The following is a 19944-nucleotide window of genomic DNA, read 5'->3' as shown; positions in this document are numbered from 1 at the left end:
TCAGAGCGGCCGTTCGACGATGTGGAACTCCAGATCCCCGGCGTCATCCTCGCTGACGGTCCACCCGCGCGTCGACTGTCCGGCATCATGAACCGTCTCACGGCTCCCGCTAACCAGATAGTGCCACCTCGGAAGCGGCCGGTCGTCCGCACGAAGGCGATAGGCGCAGGTGTCAGGCAGCCATTCGAGGGCATCGAGATTGTCTGGTCCGAGTTTGACGCAATCGTCGACGATCTTCTTTCGGTGCTTATAGTCGCGGCACAGACCGGTGCGGCGATCGAGCAACCGGCACGCCACGTTAGTCGGGTAGAGAAGGCCGCTGTCCTCGTCCTCGAGCTTGTGGAGGCAGCAGCGGCCGCAGCCGTCGCACAGGGCTTCCCACTGGCCCCGGTCCAGCGAAGAAAGTGGCTTTTCCCAGAATGGCTTGTCATCGTTCATGACAAGCACAGCCATGCTTTGCTAACGGGGCGCAATCAAGGCGGGGTACCTTATGATTTTCCATCGTGCCGTAATGTTAGGCGTGGCGCTGGCCGTTGTCGGCCAAGTTCCGGCCGGCGCTCAGCAGACCCTTGGCAACGACCGCGAAACCTTCGTCAATTCGGTGGACAAAGAGGATGGGGCCAAAGTTCAGGAGCTGTACGGCAAGTATGGCAAGAACATCCTCAATGCGCGCAATGGGAGGGGCGATACCGCTCTGACCGTCAGCATGCGCAAGCGGAACGACTGGGCTTACTTCTTTTTGGCTCAAGGTGCGGATCCCGATCTGGGCGGCGCCGAGGGGGACACGCCGCTGATCATCGCATCCCGGATCGGCTTTCTCGGCGGGGCGGAACAGCTGATCGCCTACGGTGCTGCGGTGGACTCACGCAATCGCCGCGGCGAAACGCCGCTGATCGTAGCCGTGCAGACGCGGCAACCTGCAATCGTGAAGCTTCTTCTCGAAAATGGCGCAGATCCCGACAAGAAGGATAATTTCGGAGGCCGTTCCGCACGCGAATATGCGCAGCAGAACAGCCGCGATCGGGAGATCATCAGCTTGATCGAGTCGACCCGCAAAAAGCCGGCCACGGCGAAAAGCGCCGACGATTTTAGGCTTTAACTCCAGTCACCAAGACTGGGGTCGATCTGCACGGAAAGCCGCCGCGCGGCACGGCGCGCGAACCGGAGCAACTCCGCCTTGCGCCGTGCAGGAGCCACGGGCCGTTCCGCAGGCTCCCGAGCTACGGCGGCATCGTAGCGATCGGCGACGATCAGCCCCGCTTCGCCGGGAAGGAAGCGTTCTTCGGCGAGAATATGGGACAAGCTTGGCGGCACGGCCCAATAGAAGCGGTCGCAATATTCGAGATAGTCGGTCCACTTGCCGTCGCCGACCAGGTCCGCTTTCGACACCTTGATCTCGACGATAGTCAGACCGCCCTTAGGATCGATTGCCATCATATCCGCGCGCCGTCCGTTGGGCAGCGGAACCTCACAGATGGCGAACAGGTCGCGGCGGCAGAACAGCCGGGTGACTCCGCGCGCGACCTCCGCTGCGACGGGGGCGCATCGCTGAAGCAGTTGGGGAGGACGGACTCGGGCGCGCTGCTCACGCCCGTTTGCTAGAACAAAAGGTGGACGAAGCCAAGCTTCGCAGCGGGAGCGGCCGCGGCTTTCAATAGCTTAGCGATAGAAGACGTGATTGCCGATGGAGGCGACACGCTTCAGCCGCCAGCCCGGCGAGACCCGCTTGGCGTGGAAGAAGAGCGCGTTACCGACGGACGAATCCTTCAGCTCCTGATCGACTACCTTTGCGACAGCCACTGCGGTCTGCCACTGCCGGCTGGCGCGGGGGACGCTGGGGAGCGACCGGCCGCGGATGAAGGAGAACTGGCTACGCTGGAACAACACCCCACAGTAGGACGGCGGAAAACGGCCGTTCGACTTGGCGCGATTGGCGATCACCTGACCAACGGCAAGCTGACCCGCGAGCGGTTCACTCTTGGACTCGAAGTATATGCCCGCGGCTAAGCACTCCAGCTCGCGGCTGCCGGCATCGGAGCTGCGCAGTTGCGCAACCAGGCTTGTGAGATCCCCTGCGGCTTGATCGCCGGGGCGTCGTCGTCAATTTCAACGGAATCGGATTGGGGTTCAGATCGTTCGATCACCAGCGGCTGGGGTTCGACTGTTACCGGAAGGGTGGCGCTGGTCACCGGGATGAGCGGCTCGGGAGCCGAACGGACCTGGGCCGGAGCCACGGAGCTTGCGGAAAGTGCGGCAAGAACCAGCAGCGCAGAACGGATCGAAACGAACATCTAAACTCAAACACGTGCGGTGAACCGCCTCGGGCACGCATGAAAATGCGCGGAGAAAAATCTTCCGCTCGTCCCTTGGGAGTATCCCCGTCTCGCGTGGCACCTTGCCGGCTTTTTCCGGTCAGGAGGTGCCCCCCGCTCTTTGTTGAGCCCGTGTCCCCCGTCTGGAAAGGAGGGTCAACCTTTGCCAGTCGTTTCAGCGATGAATCGTTCCGTCGACGCGATGTCCAGTTCGATTTGCCACAAATCCGGATCGATTCGGGCCTGCTGATTCAGGAAATCTCGGATTTCCGCCGAACTTGCCTCGGCTGCAGGCCCGACCCGCTCCCAGCGATAGTCACCGCTCATGAAGTCGAGCTGCCGTTGCAAGCAGACGACGTGGCGCCCCCGGCACGCAATCACAAGCAAGATACTGCCGCGTTCCGCGTCCCCCCGACGAAGGACCGCGCCGAAGTCGCCGCCAGCCTGGACGCTGCGAAGCAAGCCGCTGACCTCGACGGCGGCCGCAAGCCGTTCAGCCATGCCGGAGCGAAATCAGGCGGCGTCTCGCTCGTCCGCGCTGAGAAGCACGGCGGCCAACGCGTCGCGGCTGCGTGCTCCACGCAATTTCTCGAGAATATGGGCGTGCCGCGTGACGCGGCTGATTGCCGCCAGGGCCTTCAGATGCTCGCCGCCCGCATCGACGGGCGACAGAAGCAGGAAAACCAGATCCACCGGTTTTTCATCGATCGCCTTATAGTCGATCGGCTCGGCCAGCCTCACAAGCAGGCAGTAAATACGATTAAGGCCGTCGACCTTGCCATGAGGAATGGCAACGCCATGACCGAAGCCGGTGGAGCCGAGCTTTTCCCGTTCGCTGACGCTGGCCAGGATCATCGCCGGATCCAGCCCGAGGCGAGACGCGGCCAATGAAGAGAGCTGCTGCAGCAAAGACCTCTTGTTGCCGGCCGACATGCTCGTCCGGACGGCGTCGAAGTCGATGAGATCGTGCAGCTGCATGCTGTGCCTGCTTTTCGAACGTAGCGGTCAGGCGAGCTTTGGCTCGACCCAGCCGATGTTGCCGTCTTCCCGGCGGTAGATCATGTTGAACTCGCCAGACGCACTATTCTTGAACAAGAGCGCGTTGGTATTGCGGAGGTCCATCAGCATCACCGCGTCAGAGACGCTAGACTCGGGAATATCGACGCGGGTTTCGGCGACCACCAGCGGGCTGTCCGGCGCTTCCTCCACATCCTCGTTGGCAGGCGAGAATACAGTGTAGCCGGCATTCTCGACGTAAGCGGCCGGTTCGGCCTTGTGATCCTTCAGACGCCGCACATAGCGGCGCAACTGCTTTTCGATCCGGTCGGCGGCGCCGTTGAAGGCGATCTGCGCCTCTTGAGCGCTGTGCGACGCCTTGAGCACGACGCCTTGAGCAACGGGTGCCAGAATGTCGCAGGTAAAATCATTGTGCGGCCCGCGTCCGAACGTCACATTGGCGCCGATCGCGCGCGAGAAATATTTTTCGGCGATGTCCGAAATGCGCTGGGCGGCATGCTCGCGCAGCGTCTCACCCGTGTCGACCTGATGGCCTGAAACCCGAACGTCCACTGTGGCAAAGCTCCTTGCATCGAGGGCGCGCCGTTAGGAGCGGCGCAGGACGCTCGTCAACTGGCCTGAGCGAACCGGTGCCAGAGCGCGTTGTCGAGCTTAGCGATAAACGCGCGGTGACGTTCAAGTTCCTCGAATGCGGCGTGATGAGGCCGCGGCGCCCTGGGTTCCCGGACTCGGATCGTTCCCGGCACGTCGGCAAGCCTGGCATCCTGCGTGTCGGCGACCAGTCCGAGCCCGATCTGCCGCCCACCCGTCAGCTCGACATAGACCTGTGCAAGCAGTTGAGCGTCGAGCAGGGCGCCGTGCTTCACGCGCTGGCTGCGGTCGACGCCGAAGCGCGTGCACAAGGCGTCGAGGCTGTGCTTGGCACCCGGGTGACGAGTCCGGGCGATCACCAACGTGTCGACCATTCGGGTCATGCAGACGAGCGGCCGCCCGCAGAGGGTCAGTTCGTGATTGAGGAAGCCGAAGTCGAAGCTGGCATTATGCGCGACCAACGGTGCATCGCCCAGAAATTCCAGCAACTCTTCGACCCGCTCACCGAAGCGCGGCTTGTCGGAAAGGAAGATGGTGCTGAGGCCGTGCACCGCCTCCGCCTCGCTCGGCATCAACCGGTCAGGGTTGAAATATGCGTGAAAGTGCCGGCCCGTCTCGACCCGGTTGAACATCTCGACACAACCGATCTCCACCAGCCGGTCGCCGCCGGCCGGGTTGAGTCCGGTCGTTTCCGTATCGAACACCACTTCCCGCATGCCGACGATTATCGGCTTTGTGCGAGTCCCAGACAAGCGATGATGTCGGTCACCTGACGCTCAGTTGTGGATAGGTCAGTGTCGGTGTCGATCACGAAATCGGCGCGTGATCGTTTGTCCCGGTCGGGCATTTGTCTGGCGAGAATCGCATCGAGCTTGGCAGCGGTCATACCGGGCCGTGCCAGAGCGCGGGCGCGCTGAATTCCGGGGAGCGCAGAAACGACGATCACTTTGTCGAATTCGCCCTCGCCACCCGTTTCGAACAGCAAAGGTATTTCGAAGAGCAGCGCCCTGGCCGTCGCATGGGCGGCGATGAACTCGTCGCGGCGGATCCGCACCCGCGGGTGAATCAATGCTTCGAGCTTCGCCAACCGCTCTGGGCTCATTGGTGCAAGCCTGGCCAACACCGTACGATCGAGTCGACCAGCCCGAACGGCGTCCGGGAAAAGCTTGCCGATGGCGGCGATGAGGTCCGCATCATCGGCCTGGATCGCCCGAACCTCCGCATCGGCGTCGAACACCGGAATTCCTTGTGCTGCGAACATCTGCGCGACCGTGGATTTCCCCATGCCGATGGAGCCGGTGAGGGCGATCTTGATCATTCGGACAGCTGATCGCGCTGCCGCAATGCGCTGAGTAGCGGCAGCAGCGGCATGCCGAGGATAGTGAAATGGCTACCCTCCACCCGATTAAAGAGCTGAACGCCGCGCCCTTCGATCCGGAACACGCCGACGCAAAAGCTGACGGCAGGCCACTCCTCCGACAAATAATCGGCAATGAAGGCATTGCTTAAAGGCCGAACATGCAAATCGGCCGTTTCCTCGTGCACCCAATCGATTTGACCACCACGGGCGAGCGCCACAGCGCTGGTGAGCCGCATCGTCTTGCCGGAAAAAAGGCGAAGATGCTCCGCCGCTTCATCCAGGCTGCGCGGTTTGTCGAAGACCCTTCCTTCCACGCTGACGACCGAGTCGCTGCCGATTACCCAGTCGCCTGCATGCGATCCGCTCACGTTCAGTGCCTTGGCCTTGGCAAGTTCCAGCGCGATCTCCGTAGGGTCGAGCCTCAGCTTCATCTGGGTTTCGTCAACGGACGACGGCTGCACGCTGAACGGCACGCCAGCCGCCTCCAGCATGGCCCTTCGGCTTGAGCTTGCGGAAGCGAGAATCAGCGGCACGGCATAACCTTGTGGAAAAACACTGTGCCCGGCGTAGCGCCAATCTGGGGACGGGCTCAACCGAGCGGTTCGCAACCGATCGCTCATGCTTGTTCAACAATTCATCCACTGCCGCTGCGATCGGCCCACAGCCTGTGAATCATGGGTGCGGTCCGGCGCGACTCGCCGGATTGTACGGAGTCGCCTAGAGGCGGCCATTGTTGGCAAGTTTGGGAGGTGGCCCTAAACCCCGCTACCCGCGCCCCAACAACCTTATCTATCTATTCTATATATTATTTAAGGAGAGAAAGAGGGTGGCGTCCCAACCTTCCGGCTTGGCCTCCGGCTCGGCCGACAATCCCCTGCTTCGTGTGCTTCGCGGCGAGCGCCTGGACCCGCCGCCGGTGTGGATGATGCGCCAGGCCGGGCGCTACCTTCCGGAGTATCGCGCGTTGCGGCAGGAGAAGGGCGGCTTTCTGGAGCTGGTCTACGACGGCAATGCTGCAGCGGAGATCACGCTTCAGCCGCTGAGGCGTTTCCCGCAGCTCGACGCCGCCATCCTCTTCTCCGACATCCTGATCGTTCCCTACGCGCTAGGCCAAGATCTGACATTCGTTGCGGGCGAAGGACCACGGCTCTCCCCACCGCTGCTTGGTGCGCCCCTGGACGGCCTGACGGCGGCTCCAGAGCGCCTACAGCCGATTTACGACACGGTGGCCAAGGTGAAGGCCCAACTTACGCCCCGGAAGACGCTGATCGGCTTTGCCGGCGCTCCCTGGACGGTCGCGACCTACATGATCGCAGGCCAGGGAAGCCGCGATCAGGCGGACAGCCGTGCCTTGGCCTATCTCGACCCTACCCGGTTCGGCCGGATCATCGACGCCATCGCCGACATGACGGTGGATTATCTCTCAGGCCAGATTCAGGCTGGGGCGGAGTGCGTGCAATTGTTCGACAGCTGGGCGGGCAGCCTGTCACCCGAACAGTTCGAGCGCTGGGTCATCGCCCCGACGAGCCGGATCGTCGCTGCCTTTAAGACGCGCCACCCAGGCATTCCCGTGATCGGCTTCCCGAAGGGCGCAGGCGGCAAGTTGCCCGCTTATGCCGAACAGACCGGAATCGATGCGGTGGGGATCGACGAGACAGTTGATCCGGTCTGGGCCAGCCGCGCTTTGCCCAATGGGATGCCGGTGCAGGGCAATCTCGATCCGCTTGCGTTGCTCACAGGCGGAGAAGCATTGGGCGATGCCGTGCAACGGGTGCTTGACGCATTCGCGGACCGCCCGCACATCTTCAATCTTGGCCACGGGATCATCAAGGAAACCCCGATCGCGCATGTCGAGACTTTGATGCAGCTGGTGAAGGGGCGTTGATGGACGGCTTGGTTGGCTTCCTTGGTAATGCTTATCCGTGGGTGAAGGCGGCGCATCTGACCTTTGTCATCTTCTGGATGGCCGGTTTGTTCATCCTGCCCCGATTCTATGTCTACCATCATGAAACGACGCCTGGGTCGGCCGAGGACCGCGCCTGGATCGAACGGGAGGAGCGGGTCCGGTCGATCATCCTTGGGCCAGCGATGGGGCTGGTTTGGATCCTGGGCTTGTTGCTAGCCGCGAACATCGGCGCTTGGCACCAGGGCTGGTTCGTCGCCAAGTTCCTCATGGTGGTCGCGCTGAGCGGTTATCAGGGCTGGCTTGCGGTCTACGGAAAGCGCCTTGCCCAAGGCAAACGGCCGCTTGAAAATCGCACGCTCCGGATCATGAATGAGATCCCCGGAATCGCCGCGGCGCTGATTGTCGTCCTGGTGATCGTCAAACCTTTCTAGGCGCAGTGCCGACCGTCATCACGCACGCATTGCTGCCGCTGATCGGGGCGGCGGCGGTACCGCAAGCACGCTTGACGCGGCCTTTGATCATGGTGGGCATGGCCGCCGCCATGCTACCCGACGCGGACTTGGTGAGCCGCTGGTTCGGCGTGCCGCACGCTGCGGATTTCGGTCATCGAGGTGCGACTCACACCTTGCTGTTTGCGCTCCTGATCGGCGGAGCTGCCGCTCTTTGCTTCCGTAAGCGACGGTTAAGCGCATTCCTTTTCGTCATGCTCAGCAATTTGTCGCACTCGCTCGCGGACATGCTGACGGGTGGAGGGAAGGGCATCATGTTGCTCTGGCCCATGGACCATGAACGATGGAAGTTCCTCGTCCACCCCGTCCAGGTCTCGCCAATCGGCTTGCAGGGGTTCGAGAGCGGTGCAATCTGGCCGGTGTTCGCCTCGGAATTGATGTGGCTGCTACTTCCGGCCGTGTTGCTCGCAGCTTTCCTTCGCTTCACGGCAAAAAGTGTAGCCGCCCGGCCTGGCGTGATTGACAGCGGCGGCAAGCCTACATAACTCCCCGCAAGACGGCTGTTCGGCCAGTTCTTTGTCGCCGAGCGCGGCTGTCACTTCCTTTTCAGATGTCCGCGGCACGCGCCGCATTCGCCACCCGACATCCCATCAAAACACCCAAGAAAAGAATCCACATGCATCTCAAGGACTTGAAGCAGAAAAGCCCCGCCGAACTGGTCGCCATGGCCGAGGAAATGGGCGTTGAGGGCGCTTCAACGCTGCGCAAGCAGGACCTCATGTTCTCCATCCTCAAGGTTCAGGCCGACAATGGCGCCGAGATCATGGGGACCGGCACCATCGAGGTGTTGAACGACGGCTTCGGCTTTCTGCGCAGTCCGGAGGCGAATTATCTCGCCGGTCCCGATGACATCTATGTCGCGCCCAATCATGTCCGCCGCTTCGGTCTTCGTACCGGCGACACGGTCGAGGGCGAGATCCGCGCTCCCAAGGACGGCGAGCGCTACTTTGCGCTGACCCGGGTCAGCTCAATCAATTTCGATGATCCGGATGCCGTGCGCCACCGCGTCAATTTCGACAATCTGACGCCGCTCTATCCGGACCAGAAGCTGCGGCTCGACACGCTCGATCCGACCATCAAGGACAAGAGCGCGCGGGTGATCGACATCGTCGCTCCGCTCGGCAAGGGCCAGCGAGCGCTGATCGTGGCGCCGCCGCGGACCGGCAAGACCGTGCTGCTACAGAACATCGCGCGGGCGATCACCGACAATAATCCGGAGGTTTTCCTGATCGTGCTGCTGATCGACGAGCGGCCGGAGGAAGTCACCGACATGCAGCGTTCGGTGAAGGGCGAGGTTATATCCTCGACCTTTGATGAGCCGGCGTCTCGCCACGTCCAGGTCGCTGAGATGGTGATCGAGAAGGCCAAGCGCCTGGTCGAGCATAAGAAGGACGTCGTGATCCTCCTCGACTCCATCACCCGCCTGGGCCGCGCCTATAACACGGTGGTGCCGAGCTCGGGCAAGGTGCTGACCGGCGGTGTAGACGCCAATGCTTTGCAGCGGCCGAAGCGCTTCTTCGGCGCTGCCCGGAACATCGAGGAAGGTGGCTCCCTGTCTATCATCGCCACGGCGCTGATCGACACCGGCTCCAAGATGGACGAGGTCATCTTCGAAGAGTTCAAGGGCACCGGCAACAGCGAAATCGTGCTCGACCGCAAGGTCTCCGACAAGCGCATCTTCCCGTCGCTCGACGTTGGCAAGTCCGGCACCCGCAAGGAAGAGCTGCTGGTCGAGCAGAATGTGCTCACCAAGATGTGGGTGCTCCGCCGTATCCTGATGCAAATGGGCACGGTCGACGCGATGCAATTCCTGCTCGACAAGATGAAGGATGCCAAGTCCAACGAGGACTTCTTCGCTTCTATGAATCAATAACGAAGCCCGCTTCGTGATTGTCGAGCATGCAATTCTGGAGGTGAAGCCGGGCCAGGCGGCCGCGTTCGAGGCGACGATGCGTAAGGCGCGGAGCCTGATCGAAGTCTCGCCGGGATTTCAGGGCATCGAAGTGCGTCCGTCGTCAGACCAGCCGGAACGTTATTTGTTGCGCGTGATTTGGACGGATGTCGCCGCCCATCGCGACGGGTTCCGCACGTCGGACCGTTACGAAGAGTGGCGCCACCTGCTTCATGGCTTTTACGAGCCGATGCCGACCGTGGAATATTTTGAGGAGTCGATCGTCTGATGTTGCTCGAGATGATGAGCGTTGCAGCGCACTCGGCGCCGGCCGGGTTTGGTTCTCCTGCCGACATTTGGGGACATATTCTCAACGACTTCTCAAACATCACGGAGCCGGCCGCATTCGCCGCCTTTCTCCAGGTGTTGATGATCGATCTTGTCCTGGCGGGCGACAATGCGATCGTCGTCGGTGCCCTCGCCGCCGGTCTGCCGGCCGAACAGCGCAAGAAGGTCATCCTGATCGGCGTGCTTGCGGCGCTTGTTCTCCGCATCCTGTTCGCCTTGATCGTCACTCAGCTCTTGCAGATCGTTGGCCTGATCATGGTGGGTGGCCTTCTGCTGTTGTGGGTCGCCTGGAAGATGTGGCGTGAGCTCCGCCATGCGGGCCAGAGCGCCGGGTCAGAGGAAGTCCACGGAGACGAAAATAGCGGATTGCGGCCGGCCAAGAGCTTCGCGGGCGCAGCTTGGGCGGTCGCGATCGCCGACGTCAGCATGAGCCTCGACAATGTCCTGGCGGTCGCTGGCGCGGCTCGCGATCATCCGGGGATCCTGATCGTCGGACTGATCTTCGCCGTGGCGCTGATGGGGCTCGCAGCCAATATCATCGCCAAATATATCGAGCGTTACCGCTGGATTGCTTATGTCGGCCTGATCGTGATCGTCTACGTGGCTGGCAAGATGGTCTATGATGGCTGGGTGGATCCGCAGGTCGGCCTGGGTACCCTGATCGCCTAATCATGTAGGCGGGCACCAGTGACCCTGCCGACCATCTACGCCCTTGCGAGCGGACGCCCGCCTGCGGCGATTGCCTTGATAAGGGTCAGCGGCCCCCTCGCGCACCGGGCTGGGCGATCGATTGCTGGCGACTTGCCGGAGGCGAGAAGAGCGGCCGTGCGGTTGCTCCATTCTCCGTCGGGTGATCTGCTCGACGAAGCGCTGGTGCTTCGTTTTGATGGTCCGTTCAGTGCGACGGGTGAGGACGTCGTCGAATTTCACTGCCACGGCGGCCGGGCGGTGGTTGACGGCATATTGAACGCGCTGTCCGAACAGGACGGTCTTCGGATAGCACAGCCAGGCGAGTTCACGCGGCGGGCCTTTGACAATGGCCGCATCGACCTGACGGAAGCAGAAGGGCTTGCCGACCTGCTGGAGGCGGAGACGGAGAGCCAGCGTAAGTCCGCGCTTGCAATGGCGGAGGGCGGCTTGCGGCGTGAGGTGGACCGCTGGCAACGTGAATTGCTCCAGCTATCCGCGCGCGCCGAGGCGGCGATCGACTATGTCGATGAGGATGATGTCGACAGCGATCCGGCGCTCGCGGCTGACTGTGCTGCATTGGCGGCAGAGTGGAAGGCGTGGCTCGAGCGGCCGCGGGCGGAGCCCCTGAAAGACGGCGTGCGTGTCGTGATCGCCGGACCGCCGAACACCGGAAAATCCAGTCTTTTCAATACTATCCTGCAAAGTGAGAGGGCGATTGTCACCGATGTGCCCGGGACCACTCGGGACCAGATCGAAGCACCTGTCGCCATCGGCGGCGTTCCGCTCATTTTGGTGGACACGGCTGGACTACGGGATGCCGACGATGTCGTCGAGCGGATTGGGATTCAAAAAGCCCAGCAGGCCGCGGAGCGGGCTGACATCCTTTGGTGGCTAGGCGATCCGCTGGACTGCCCAGCTCACAGCCACAAAATTCTGATATTGAGCCGGTCCGACTTGGTAGCTCCTGATTCTAGTTCGGGAACAAGGGTTCTACGTGTGTCGAATGCCACGGGCGATGGGGTCGCCGAGCTGTTGGAGCGGACACTGGCTATTACCAAACAGCTACTTCCAATAGAGGGCGCGGTCGCTCTAAACCGACGACAGGCCGTCGAACTCGGCGCCGCAATGGCCGCGATCAACGACGTAGGATTTTCTGACGTTGTAATCGCTGCGGAAGGGTTGCGCGCCGCTAGAGCTGCTTTTTATAGACTAACCGGAAGGGCAGGGGTTGAAGAGGTACTGGACCACCTGTTCGGACGTTTTTGCCTCGGGAAGTGATGTTTCACGTGAAACAAACTGCTGTCCGGCGCGCGACCGAATTGTGCTAGTGCGCCGCGATGTTTGATGTTCTCGTAATTGGCGCAGGGCATGCCGGCTGTGAAGCCGCTGCTGCGGCCGCGCGTCGAGGCGCCCGCGTTGGCATAATCAGCTTCCGTGCTGAAGATGCGGGTCAGATGTCGTGTAACCCGTCCATAGGGGGCGTCGGTAAGGGTCACCTGGTTCGGGAGCTGGACGTTTACGACGGGCTGATGGCACGCGCGGCGGACCGTGCGGCAATCCATCGACGGATGCTCAATCGGAGCAAGGGGCCAGCAGTCTGGGGCCCACGTATCCAGGCGGATCGGCAGCTTTACCGTTCTGCGATCTCGGAAGCGTTAGGCGAGCAAGGCGTGGAGCTCATCATTGATGAGGCGGTCGAGCTGCGTATCTCAGGCGGGCTGGTAACCGGTGTGCGAACCCGCAACGCCATGTTGCCTTGCTCAGCAGTGGTGATCGCCACCGGCACCTTCCTTGATGCCCGCATGTTCGTAGGTGAAGAACTGATTGCCGGCGGTCGCACCGGCGAGAAGGCGTCGGTCCCTTTAGCTGCCCAGGTACGGGAGATTGGTCTTGCGCAAGGACGGTTGAAAACGGGTACGCCGCCACGGCTCGACGGTAGAACGATCGACTGGTCCAAGCTGGAGGAGCAGCCCAGCGATGTCGATGAGTGGACGATGTCGGCGTTACCCAGCCGTGATGCTCCGCCGCATCTGCGCTGTTCAATTACTCGGACGACCGAGGAAACGCACGACATTATTCGCAGAGGCTTTGACCGCTCTCCCTTGTTCGCTGGTGCAATCGAGGGACGCGGCCCGCGCTACTGCCCATCGATTGAAGATAAGGTGAAAAGATTCGGCGACCGCGATGGCCACCAGATTTTTCTTGAACCGGAAGGCCTCAAGACAGAACTGGTCTACCCCAACGGCATTTCAACCTCGTTGCCGTACGATGTTCAGATGGAATTTGTTCGATCCATTCCAGGATTGGAGCAGACTCGAATCGCTCGCCCTGGTTATGCGGTCGAATATGAGTTCGTCGATGCGCGGCGCCTCCGGTCTACCTTGAAGGTGAATGGGTTCGACAATCTGTTCCTTGCCGGTCAGATCAATGGCACGACGGGATATGAAGAGGCCGCAGCACAGGGTCTTGTCGCCGGTCTCAACGCAACGGCTTCGGCGCTGGATGTTGAGGAGGCACGCTTCGACCGGCGCACGAGCTATATCGGAGTGATGGTTGACGATCTAACCTTGCAGGGTGTCAGCGAGCCGTACCGCATGATGACAGCCCGCGCAGAGTATCGCCTGAGTCTTCGTGCTGATAACGCGACTACGCGCCTGGGAACGGATGCCCTCGGCTTGGGCTGCGTTTCTCCTGAACGAAGAAATGCGATCATGGAGCATTTCGAGCGCCGCTCGACGCCGCTCTGGCAAGACACGGCTGAAGGCCGTGCTGACGCCTTATATCACCCGTACCTCATCCGCCAGGAACGTGAGTGGGAGACGGTTCGGAAAGACGCGGGAGCGTTCATCCCGCGAGATCTCGAGTTCGGGTCAATTCCTGGCATCTCCAATGAAATGGCTGAGCGCCTCGCCCAAGCTCGGCCCGAGACTATCGATCAAGCAAGCCGCATACACGGCGTCACGCCGGCTGCACTATCCGCGCTCTATCTTGCATCGATCCGTCGAGCGGCATGATTGAGGAGCTCGCCGCCGCAAGGGGAAGGATGTTTCACGTGAAACATTTGCGAAAGTTGGAGCCTACATCGCGCTGCTACGTGACGAAGCAAAGCGCCAGAATCTTATAGCTGAAAGCACAGCCGACGATCTCTGGAAGCGGCACATCCTTGATAGTGCGCAGCTTCTGCGAGTGGCTCCGAATACCGGCACGTGGGCGGACATAGGTTCTGGCGCTGGTCTCCCAGGTATCATCGTGGCCATCCTCTCTGGAAATCCGGTAACGCTGATCGAACCCCGTAGGCTACGCGCAGATTTTCTTCGGCGAGTACGCGAAGAGCTTCGCTTGTCGGACGTCCATGTAATCACCGGTAAAGTGGAACGAGTCGAAGGGCAGTTCGACATCATCACTGCCAGAGCTGTCGCAGCACTCGACAGATTGTTGGGGATAACCGTCCACCTTGCCCACCAAAGGACCGTGTGGGTGCTTCCTAAAGGGAGGCGTGTTCAGGAAGAACTAGGCGAAGCGCAACGAAGCTGGCACTATGACCTTCGGGCGGAACCGAGCTGCACGGATGCGGATTCCTCTATCCTGCTGCTCAGCAATGTGAAGGCAAAGCGAAAGCCATGATCCGGGTGGTCGTTGCCAACCAAAAGGGCGGGGTGGGAAAGACCACAACGGCCATCAACCTTGCGACGGCGCTCGCAGCCATCGGCTGGCGCGTGCTGCTGATTGATCTCGATCCTCAGGGTAATGCATCGACCGGCGTAGGGGTCGCTCAATCGCAGCGCGAGCGCTCCACCTATGATGTTCTGATCGGCAGCGCTTCGGTCGCCGAAGCGGCAGTTGCGACGCGCGTCCCTCGCCTGGATTTGCTGCCTGCGACGGTCGATCTATCGGGTGCAGAGATCGAGCTGGTCGAGCTTGAAGATCGCGCGCGTCGCTTGGACAAGGCACTGTTGGCAGCGCCGCCCCGGTGGGACATTTGCCTGATCGATTGCCCGCCTTCGCTCGGATTACTGACCGTGAACGCGATGGTCGCTGCGCGGCACCTGCTGGTCCCCCTTCAATGCGAGTTCTTCGCGTTGGAGGGTTTGAGCCAGCTGCTCCAAACCGTTGAGCGCATACGACTGGCCTTCAACCCAGGTTTGTCGATCCTCGGCGTCGCATTGACGATGTTCGACCGTCGCAACAATCTTTCTCAACAGGTGTCCGAGGACGTGCGCGCCTGCTTGGGGTCGGCGGTATTCGAGACCGTTGTGCCGCGGAACGTGCGGTTGTCGGAGGCGCCGAGCCATGGCCTGCCCGCATTAATCTACGATCTTCGCTGCCCCGGGTCGGAAGCCTATGTGAAGCTTGCCCGGGAACTGATGGCGCGACTGCCCCAGCGCGCAGAGGCGGCATGAGCAAGCCGGCGTCGGGCCTCGGGCGAGGTCTTTCAGCACTCCTTGGCGAGCAGCCGCAGAAAACTGCAACGACGGCAGCAACAGATAGTCGCGGCGTTCGCGAAGTAGAGATCGCGCGAATTCATCCAAACCCTGCTCAGCCGCGCGTCTACTTCGACGAAGCGAGTCTCACCGAGCTTGCCGAGTCGATCGCGCAGCGTGGCGTTCTCCAGCCCATTCTTCTTCGCCCGGACGGCGACGGCTTCATGATCATCGCCGGCGAACGGCGCTGGCGCGCGGCGCAAAAGGCGCAATTGCATGCGATCCCAGCCATCGTGCGCGAGATCGACGATGCGACGACCGCCGAGCTCGCGCTGATCGAAAACATCCAACGCGAAGATCTCAATGCGCTGGAAGAAGCGGAAGCGTACCGCCAGCTCATCAAGAGCCACGGCCACGGCCAGGACGAAGTGGCCCGCCTCGTCAACAAGTCCCGCAGCCACGTCGCCAACCTGCTCCGTCTCCTCGACCTTCCGGAGTTCGTCCGCTCGGCGTTGATGCGGGGTGACATCACCATGGGGCACGCCCGGGCGGTCGCGTCCGCCGACACCCCCGAGGAGATCACCCGCGAAATCATCGCCAAGGGCCTGTCCGTCCGACAGGCGGAGGCGTTGGCACGCAAGGTGAAGCCCGGAGCAGGCAGCGACATGGCAAGGGCGGTGGTCCGTCGTCAGCAGCGCGAGGCTCTTGGCGGCAGCGACGTCGATGCATTGGAACGGCAACTCAGCGACGTGCTTGGCCTTCGCGTGAAGGTGAGTTTCGACGTGAGCAAAGGGGGAACGGTGTCACTGCACTACAGCAGCCTCGACCAGCTGGACCTGATTTGTCAGCGGCTTACGGGCGAACCGATCTAGTTCAGCGGCGCTGCGCCGCCCGCGCGACGGCAACCAGCTCCTCGGCGAGCCCCTCAAGTGGCGGCATCGAGTTCAGCATAGTGTCGCGCGCGAGCTTGCCGCTCCGGTCGACGAGACGGGCAAGCGACGCCGCATCCCATTGCTGGAGCAATCGGTTGACCACCGGTTTTTCCTTGTAGAACAACGACTTATCTACTGACGTCATGACCGCATCGGGGCGCTCGCCACGCTCAACCCTGGCCCTTAACGGGGCAAGAAGGAGCAGGCGCCGTTGAAGCGCGGAAAGAACCGGACGGATGTCGCCGCCGGTCGCAACCAATCCGGCAAGCTCGTCTGCCAAATCCTTCATTCGCCCGCTCAAGGCGAAGTCGGCGAGGCGCATGAAGTCGCCCTCGGGCATATCGGCGCCAACTTCATCGACCGCATCGTGGGTCAACTCCTTCGGCATCTCGGGGGCCGCATCGACGTAGAGCCCCAGCTTTTCCAACTCGCGCCGGACAACGGCCTGGTCGTTCCCACATGATTGGGCGATGCGGGCAGCAACCGGCGAGGGGATTTTAAGTCCGAGCGTTCGCCCGACTTCAACCACCATCCGTTCTGCGTCCTGACCCTCCGGTACGTACGAAACGTTCGCGAGTGCGAGGGGCGAGGCTTCGGCGAGCTTCACGAGCGCCGAGGTCTTGCGAAGCGCGCCCGCGATCGCAACCACCGGGCTTTCTGTGGCTGCAGCGTCGAACAAAGCCTGGACGCCCTCCGCAATCTCATCGCCCGCAGGCTCGACCCAAACGAGGCGTGGTCCGTCGAACAAGGACAAGGCACTGGCCTCCGCCGCGATCAACGCCGGGTCGGACTTCACCGCACTGCCCGTAAGTGCGACTCGGGTCGCCCCTAGCGCCGAACGAAGGCGCTGACCGTGCGCGCGGGACTGAGATTCATCATTTCCGTAGAACAGGTAGAAGCGGATCGCAGGATCGGGCTGATCGAGGGCGCGGGCGAGCCCACCGCGCGCCACCTTCATCGCGCGCGCGACAGGAACAACGAGACGCGGGCCGTAATCTGGTCTGCAAGAATGGTCGACAAACGCTCGGCTGCCGTCTGCTCGGCCGCGACAGTCGCATATTCCGAACTGACGACGTCGATCCCGGCGTCTGAGCCCGCGGTGGCGTCCAGGACGACTTGGCCATTCGCCGCTTCCACGAGCTGGTAGCGCGCCCGCAACGTCCGGCGCTCACGCGTTGCGGCACGGTCGCCGCGGATGCCGAAACTGCTGATGTCGTCGTCCAGTTCGACCTGCAGCCGATAACGAGGGGCGGACGCTCCGCCATTTCCAATCCGGTCGACCAGGGCATTGCGCACCAGCCAGCCGACCTGGCCGTCGATCGGCCCCACGGACACGGAACGGAGCGACTGTGCCACCCTACCGCCTTCGCCGCCGGCATAGAGCGGCTGGAGCCCGCATCCTGCCAGCGTCGCGGAGGCAAGGCAGACGAGCAAGCTGCGCTTCATGCGACGATATTCACCAGGCGGTCGGGCACCACGATGACCTTCTTTGGAGAGGCGCCGTCAAGTTGCCGCTGGATCTTGTCGGACGCAAGCGCCAGCGCCTGAAGCTCCTCGCGCGACAGGCCTCGTGCCGCCGTCAGCGTGTCGCGGAGCTTGCCGTTGACCTGAACCGCAACGGTCACCTGATCGTCGATCAGCAGCGCGGGGTCGAAGGTCGGCCACTCCGATAGCGCGACCAAGCCTTCGCCGCCCAGCATCGACCAGCATTCCTCGGCCAGGTGGGGCGCCATAGGGGCGATGAGCTGAACGAGGGCGCGGATCGCCTCGCTTCGGTCGCTGGAGGGCTGCGCCTTCTCAAGGGTTCCGACCAGTTCGTAAAGCTGCGCCACCGCCTTGTTGAACTGCAGGCCGTCGACGGCTTCGCCGACAGCGGCGATGGTGCGGTGAAGCTTCTTGCGGACGGCGGAGTCCTCGCCGTCACCACCGGTGCTTCCGACCAGGCGCCAGACCCGCTGAACGAATCTGGCGGCACCGTCGATGCCGCTTTCCGACCATTCCAAGTCGCGCTCGGGCGGGCTGTCGGACAGCATGAACCAGCGGACGGCGTCCGCCCCGTAGCGGTCTACGATCGGTTCCGGGTCAATCGTGTTCCGCTTCGACTTGGACATCTTCTCGATGCGGCCGCGCTCGACCTCGCTCTCGGTCGCGGCCTCCACCAGGCGTCCGCCATCGCGCACTTCGATCTCCGTCGGAGCAAGCCAGCGGCCGTCGAGCGACTTGTAAGTCTCGTGCGTCACCATTCCTTGAGTAAACAGACCCTTGAACGGCTCAGCGACGCCAATCTGCCCAATGTGTGCCAGCGCGCGGGTCCAGAAGCGGGCGTAAAGCAGGTGAAGGATCGCGTGCTCCACGCCGCCGATATATTGCGCAACCGGCAGCCAGCTTTCCGCCTCGGCGCGGTCGAACGGGCGGTCGGAAGGTTGGCTGGCGAAACGGATGAAGTACCAGCTTGAATCGACAAAGGTGTCGAGCGTGTCGGTCTCTCGCCGTGCCGCGCTTCCGCACTTCGGGCAATCGACGTTGCGCCAGGTTGGGTGGCGGTCGAGGGGATTGCCGGGAATATCGAAGCTGACGTCTTCCGGCAGGGTGACCGGCAGCTGATCTTTCGGGACCGGCACGGGCCCGCACGCATCGCAGTGGATGATGGGTATCGGCGTGCCCCAGTAGCGCTGCCTTGAGACGCCCCAGTCACGCAGACGGTACTGGGTCTTGCCTTCACCCCAGCCGCCAGCCTCCGCGCGGCGGATGACTTCGCCCTTGGCTTGATCCGTGGGCATGCCGTCCAGAAAACGGGAGTTTACGGCCACACCCGAGAGTGTTTCTGCTTCGCCTTCAACCGGCTTCCCGGCCTCTCCAATGCTGCTCGCGACAACCCGGTGAATTGGCAAATGATAACGCGTTGCAAATTCAAAATCGCGCTGGTCATGCGCCGGAACGCCGAACAGGGCGCCAGTGCCATAGTCCATCAGCACGAAGTTGGCCACGTAGACGGGTAGACGCCACTCAGGATCAAGCGGGTGAACGACCTCGAGCGCGGTGCGGTATCCCTTCTTTTCCGCCGTTTCGATTTCGGCGGCGCTGGTACCGCCAGCACGGCATTCGGCGATGAACTCCGCGAGCGCCGGATCGTCGGCCGCAAGCGCTTCCGCGATCGGGTGACCGGCTGCAATTGCGACGAAGCTGGCGCCGAAGATAGTGTCCGGGCGGGTGGTGAACACCTCGATTTCCGACGTTCCGGCGCCGGCGTCTGCAAGCTGGAAGCGGAACTGCAGCCCGCGACTTTTGCCGATCCAGTTCTCCTGCATCAACCGGACCTTGTCAGGCCACTGGTCCAGGGTTCCGAGACCCTCCAGCAGGTCTTCGGCAAAGTCGGTGATCTTCAGGAACCATTGGTTGAGCTTGCGCCGCTCGACCACGGCGCCGGAGCGCCACCCACGGCCGTCGATGACCTGCTCGTTGGCGAGCACGGTCATGTCGACCGGGTCCCAATTGACCTCGCTCTCCTTGCGGTAAACCAGCCCCGCCTGGAACATGTCGAGGAACAGCGCCTGCTCATGCCCGTAATATGCCGGGTCGCAGGTCGCGAGCTCGCGGCTCCAGTCGAGCGCAAAGCCCAACCTTTTCAGCTGGTCGCGCATGGTCGCGATGTTGGACCACGTCCAGGTGCCGGGGTGCACCTTGCGCTCCATGGCCGCATTTTCAGCAGGCATGCCGAAGGCATCCCAGCCCATGGGATGAAGCACCTCAAACCCGCGCATCCGCCGGTAACGGGCGATTACGTCGCCCATGGTGTAGTTGCGGACGTGACCCATGTGGATGCGCCCCGACGGATAGGGGAACATCTCGAGCACGTAGGTCTTGGGCTTGGAGCTTGCGCTATCGGCCGCGAAGCAGCGTTCCGCTTCCCAGCGTTGCTGCCAGCGCGAGTCCGCCGCTGCCGGATCGAAGCGGCTGGTCATTCGGT

At 62.3% G+C, this 19944-nt stretch carries 25 protein-coding genes; 12 read left to right on the top strand and 13 right to left on the bottom strand.

The features are described 5' to 3' along the window. Positions 1–438 carry a YcgN family cysteine cluster protein gene (locus tag G7077_RS07175; protein WP_166411103.1) on the bottom strand — a complete coding sequence of 146 codons (438 nt, stop codon included), beginning with the start codon at positions 436–438 and terminating at the stop codon, positions 1–3. Positions 439–490: 52 nt separating this feature from the next. On the opposite strand from G7077_RS07175, the gene G7077_RS07170 reads away from it, so the two are divergent. Continuing rightward, complete coding sequence (locus G7077_RS07170) at positions 491–1099, top strand: ankyrin repeat domain-containing protein (RefSeq protein WP_166411102.1); 609 nt, start codon at positions 491–493, stop codon at positions 1097–1099. On the opposite strand, the gene G7077_RS07165 is transcribed toward G7077_RS07170, so the two are convergent. From G7077_RS07165 to G7077_RS07125, 9 genes are all read right to left on the bottom strand, one after another. After that, positions 1096–1503 carry an MmcB family DNA repair protein gene (locus tag G7077_RS07165; protein WP_425505319.1) on the bottom strand — a complete coding sequence of 136 codons (408 nt, stop codon included), beginning with the start codon at positions 1501–1503 and terminating at the stop codon, positions 1096–1098. The two genes, G7077_RS07170 and G7077_RS07165, sit on opposite strands and share 4 nt — an antisense overlap. Before the next feature lie 156 nt (positions 1504–1659). Beyond that, positions 1660–1941: a cell wall hydrolase gene (locus tag G7077_RS07160; RefSeq protein ID WP_246167097.1), complete on the bottom strand. Its 282-nt coding sequence runs from the start codon at positions 1939–1941 to the stop codon at positions 1660–1662. Between the two features lie 62 nt (positions 1942–2003). Beyond that, the gene (locus G7077_RS07155; protein WP_166411101.1) at positions 2004–2291 is read right to left on the bottom strand and encodes a hypothetical protein; all 288 of its coding nucleotides are present in this window, start codon (positions 2289–2291) and stop codon (positions 2004–2006) included. 177 nt (positions 2292–2468) lie between these two features. Continuing rightward, the gene (locus G7077_RS07150) at positions 2469–2813 is read right to left on the bottom strand and encodes a DUF1491 family protein (protein ID WP_166411100.1); all 345 of its coding nucleotides are present in this window, start codon (positions 2811–2813) and stop codon (positions 2469–2471) included. A 12-nt stretch (positions 2814–2825) separates the two neighbouring features. Then, entirely contained in the window at positions 2826–3290 is a 465-nt protein-coding gene (locus G7077_RS07145) for a PTS sugar transporter subunit IIA (protein WP_166411099.1), read from the bottom strand. Positions 3291–3317: 27 nt separating this feature from the next. After that, entirely contained in the window at positions 3318–3881 is a 564-nt protein-coding gene (gene hpf, locus G7077_RS07140) for a ribosome hibernation-promoting factor, HPF/YfiA family (RefSeq protein WP_166411098.1), read from the bottom strand. A gap of 56 nt (positions 3882–3937) precedes the next feature. Further along, a complete protein-coding gene (gene dnaQ / locus G7077_RS07135; RefSeq protein WP_166411097.1) occupies positions 3938–4636 on the bottom strand; it encodes a DNA polymerase III subunit epsilon in 699 nt (232 codons plus the stop codon). Positions 4637–4644: 8 nt separating this feature from the next. Then, positions 4645–5238, bottom strand: a complete 594-nt coding sequence (gene coaE / locus G7077_RS07130) for a dephospho-CoA kinase (RefSeq protein WP_166411096.1) — start codon at positions 5236–5238, stop codon at positions 4645–4647. Further along, on the bottom strand, positions 5235–5771 hold the full coding sequence (locus G7077_RS07125) for a Maf family protein (protein ID WP_246167096.1): 537 nt from the start codon (positions 5769–5771) through the stop codon (positions 5235–5237). Before G7077_RS07125 ends, coaE begins: the two co-directional genes overlap by 4 nt. Positions 5772–6202: 431 nt before the next feature. Between G7077_RS07125 and hemE the strand changes: the two genes are divergently transcribed. The 11 genes from hemE to G7077_RS07070 all read left to right on the top strand — a co-directional run bounded on the left by hemE (position 6203) and on the right by G7077_RS07070 (position 15917). After that, entirely contained in the window at positions 6203–7165 is a 963-nt protein-coding gene (hemE, locus tag G7077_RS07120) for a uroporphyrinogen decarboxylase (protein ID WP_425505318.1), read from the top strand. Next, complete coding sequence (locus G7077_RS07115; protein WP_166411094.1) at positions 7165–7617, top strand: CopD family protein; 453 nt, start codon at positions 7165–7167, stop codon at positions 7615–7617. The genes hemE and G7077_RS07115 overlap by 1 nt, the downstream gene beginning before the upstream one ends. A 5-nt stretch (positions 7618–7622) precedes the next feature. Next, on the top strand, positions 7623–8180 hold the full coding sequence (locus tag G7077_RS07110) for a metal-dependent hydrolase (RefSeq protein WP_166411093.1): 558 nt from the start codon (positions 7623–7625) through the stop codon (positions 8178–8180). Positions 8181–8311: 131 nt separating this feature from the next. After that, positions 8312–9568 (top strand): transcription termination factor Rho, encoded by a 1257-nt coding sequence (rho, locus tag G7077_RS07105; protein ID WP_166411092.1) that lies wholly within the window; start codon positions 8312–8314, stop codon positions 9566–9568. Positions 9569–9581: 13 nt separating this feature from the next. After that, positions 9582–9875, top strand: coding sequence for an antibiotic biosynthesis monooxygenase family protein (locus G7077_RS07100; protein WP_166411091.1), 294 nt, complete (start codon positions 9582–9584; stop codon positions 9873–9875). Beyond that, positions 9875–10603: a TerC family protein gene (locus G7077_RS07095; RefSeq protein ID WP_425505272.1), complete on the top strand. Its 729-nt coding sequence runs from the start codon at positions 9875–9877 to the stop codon at positions 10601–10603. The genes G7077_RS07100 and G7077_RS07095 overlap by 1 nt, the downstream gene beginning before the upstream one ends. A gap of 18 nt (positions 10604–10621) precedes the next feature. Continuing rightward, complete coding sequence (gene mnmE, locus G7077_RS07090) at positions 10622–11902, top strand: tRNA uridine-5-carboxymethylaminomethyl(34) synthesis GTPase MnmE (RefSeq protein ID WP_246167095.1); 1281 nt, start codon at positions 10622–10624, stop codon at positions 11900–11902. 59 nt (positions 11903–11961) lie between these two features. Further along, a complete protein-coding gene (gene mnmG, locus G7077_RS07085; protein ID WP_166411090.1) occupies positions 11962–13638 on the top strand; it encodes a tRNA uridine-5-carboxymethylaminomethyl(34) synthesis enzyme MnmG in 1677 nt (558 codons plus the stop codon). 67 nt (positions 13639–13705) lie between these two features. Further along, a complete protein-coding gene (rsmG, locus tag G7077_RS07080) occupies positions 13706–14248 on the top strand; it encodes a 16S rRNA (guanine(527)-N(7))-methyltransferase RsmG (RefSeq protein ID WP_166412383.1) in 543 nt (180 codons plus the stop codon). Then, entirely contained in the window at positions 14245–15024 is a 780-nt protein-coding gene (locus tag G7077_RS07075; RefSeq protein WP_166411089.1) for a ParA family protein, read from the top strand. The genes rsmG and G7077_RS07075 overlap by 4 nt, the downstream gene beginning before the upstream one ends. After that, positions 15021–15917, top strand: a complete 897-nt coding sequence (locus G7077_RS07070) for a ParB/RepB/Spo0J family partition protein (protein WP_166411088.1) — start codon at positions 15021–15023, stop codon at positions 15915–15917. Before G7077_RS07075 ends, G7077_RS07070 begins: the two co-directional genes overlap by 4 nt. Position 15918: 1 nt before the next feature. Here G7077_RS07070 and holA read toward each other — a convergent pair whose 3' ends face one another. From holA to leuS, 3 genes are read right to left on the bottom strand one after another with little or no spacing between them, the layout of a single operon-like run. Beyond that, a complete protein-coding gene (holA, locus tag G7077_RS07065) occupies positions 15919–16935 on the bottom strand; it encodes a DNA polymerase III subunit delta (protein ID WP_166411087.1) in 1017 nt (338 codons plus the stop codon). Further along, the gene (gene lptE / locus G7077_RS07060) at positions 16932–17423 is read right to left on the bottom strand and encodes an LPS assembly lipoprotein LptE (RefSeq protein WP_166411086.1); all 492 of its coding nucleotides are present in this window, start codon (positions 17421–17423) and stop codon (positions 16932–16934) included. The genes holA and lptE overlap by 4 nt, the downstream gene beginning before the upstream one ends. Then, positions 17420–19939, bottom strand: coding sequence for a leucine--tRNA ligase (leuS, locus tag G7077_RS07055; RefSeq protein ID WP_166411085.1), 2520 nt, complete (start codon positions 19937–19939; stop codon positions 17420–17422). Before leuS ends, lptE begins: the two co-directional genes overlap by 4 nt. Between the last annotated feature and the right edge of the window lie 5 nt (positions 19940–19944).

The sequence above is a fragment of the Sphingomonas piscis genome (assembly GCF_011300455.1).
In the GTDB taxonomy this organism is placed as follows: Bacteria; Pseudomonadota; Alphaproteobacteria; order Sphingomonadales; family Sphingomonadaceae; genus Sphingomicrobium; species Sphingomicrobium piscis.
The sequence above is the reverse complement of the archived record's forward strand: the minus strand, read 5'-3'. Positions and strand labels throughout refer to the sequence as shown.

Bases quoted from the DNA above. Each gene is read 5' to 3' on its own strand.
- G7077_RS07175 (WP_166411103.1), bottom strand. From the start codon at position 438: ATGAACGATGACAAGCCATTCTGGGAAAAGCCACTTTCTTCGCTGGAC.
- G7077_RS07170 (WP_166411102.1), top strand. From the start codon at position 491: ATGATTTTCCATCGTGCCGTAATGTTAGGCGTGGCGCTGGCCGTTGTC.
- G7077_RS07155 (WP_166411101.1), bottom strand. From the start codon at position 2,291: ATGTTCGTTTCGATCCGTTCTGCGCTGCTGGTTCTTGCCGCACTTTCC.
- G7077_RS07150 (WP_166411100.1), bottom strand. From the start codon at position 2,813: ATGGCTGAACGGCTTGCGGCCGCCGTCGAGGTCAGCGGCTTGCTTCGC.
- G7077_RS07145 (WP_166411099.1), bottom strand. From the start codon at position 3,290: ATGCAGCTGCACGATCTCATCGACTTCGACGCCGTCCGGACGAGCATG.
- dnaQ (WP_166411097.1), bottom strand. From the start codon at position 4,636: ATGCGGGAAGTGGTGTTCGATACGGAAACGACCGGACTCAACCCGGCC.
- coaE (WP_166411096.1), bottom strand. From the start codon at position 5,238: ATGATCAAGATCGCCCTCACCGGCTCCATCGGCATGGGGAAATCCACG.
- G7077_RS07125 (WP_246167096.1), bottom strand. From the start codon at position 5,771: ATGCTGGAGGCGGCTGGCGTGCCGTTCAGCGTGCAGCCGTCGTCCGTT.
- hemE (WP_425505318.1), top strand. From the start codon at position 6,203: ATGATGCGCCAGGCCGGGCGCTACCTTCCGGAGTATCGCGCGTTGCGG.
- G7077_RS07115 (WP_166411094.1), top strand. From the start codon at position 7,165: ATGGACGGCTTGGTTGGCTTCCTTGGTAATGCTTATCCGTGGGTGAAG.
- rho (WP_166411092.1), top strand. From the start codon at position 8,312: ATGCATCTCAAGGACTTGAAGCAGAAAAGCCCCGCCGAACTGGTCGCC.
- G7077_RS07095 (WP_425505272.1), top strand. From the start codon at position 9,875: ATGTTGCTCGAGATGATGAGCGTTGCAGCGCACTCGGCGCCGGCCGGG.
- mnmG (WP_166411090.1), top strand. From the start codon at position 11,962: ATGTTTGATGTTCTCGTAATTGGCGCAGGGCATGCCGGCTGTGAAGCC.
- G7077_RS07075 (WP_166411089.1), top strand. From the start codon at position 14,245: ATGATCCGGGTGGTCGTTGCCAACCAAAAGGGCGGGGTGGGAAAGACC.
- G7077_RS07070 (WP_166411088.1), top strand. From the start codon at position 15,021: ATGAGCAAGCCGGCGTCGGGCCTCGGGCGAGGTCTTTCAGCACTCCTT.
- holA (WP_166411087.1), bottom strand. From the start codon at position 16,935: ATGAAGGTGGCGCGCGGTGGGCTCGCCCGCGCCCTCGATCAGCCCGAT.
- lptE (WP_166411086.1), bottom strand. From the start codon at position 17,423: ATGAAGCGCAGCTTGCTCGTCTGCCTTGCCTCCGCGACGCTGGCAGGA.
- leuS (WP_166411085.1), bottom strand. From the start codon at position 19,939: ATGACCAGCCGCTTCGATCCGGCAGCGGCGGACTCGCGCTGGCAGCAA.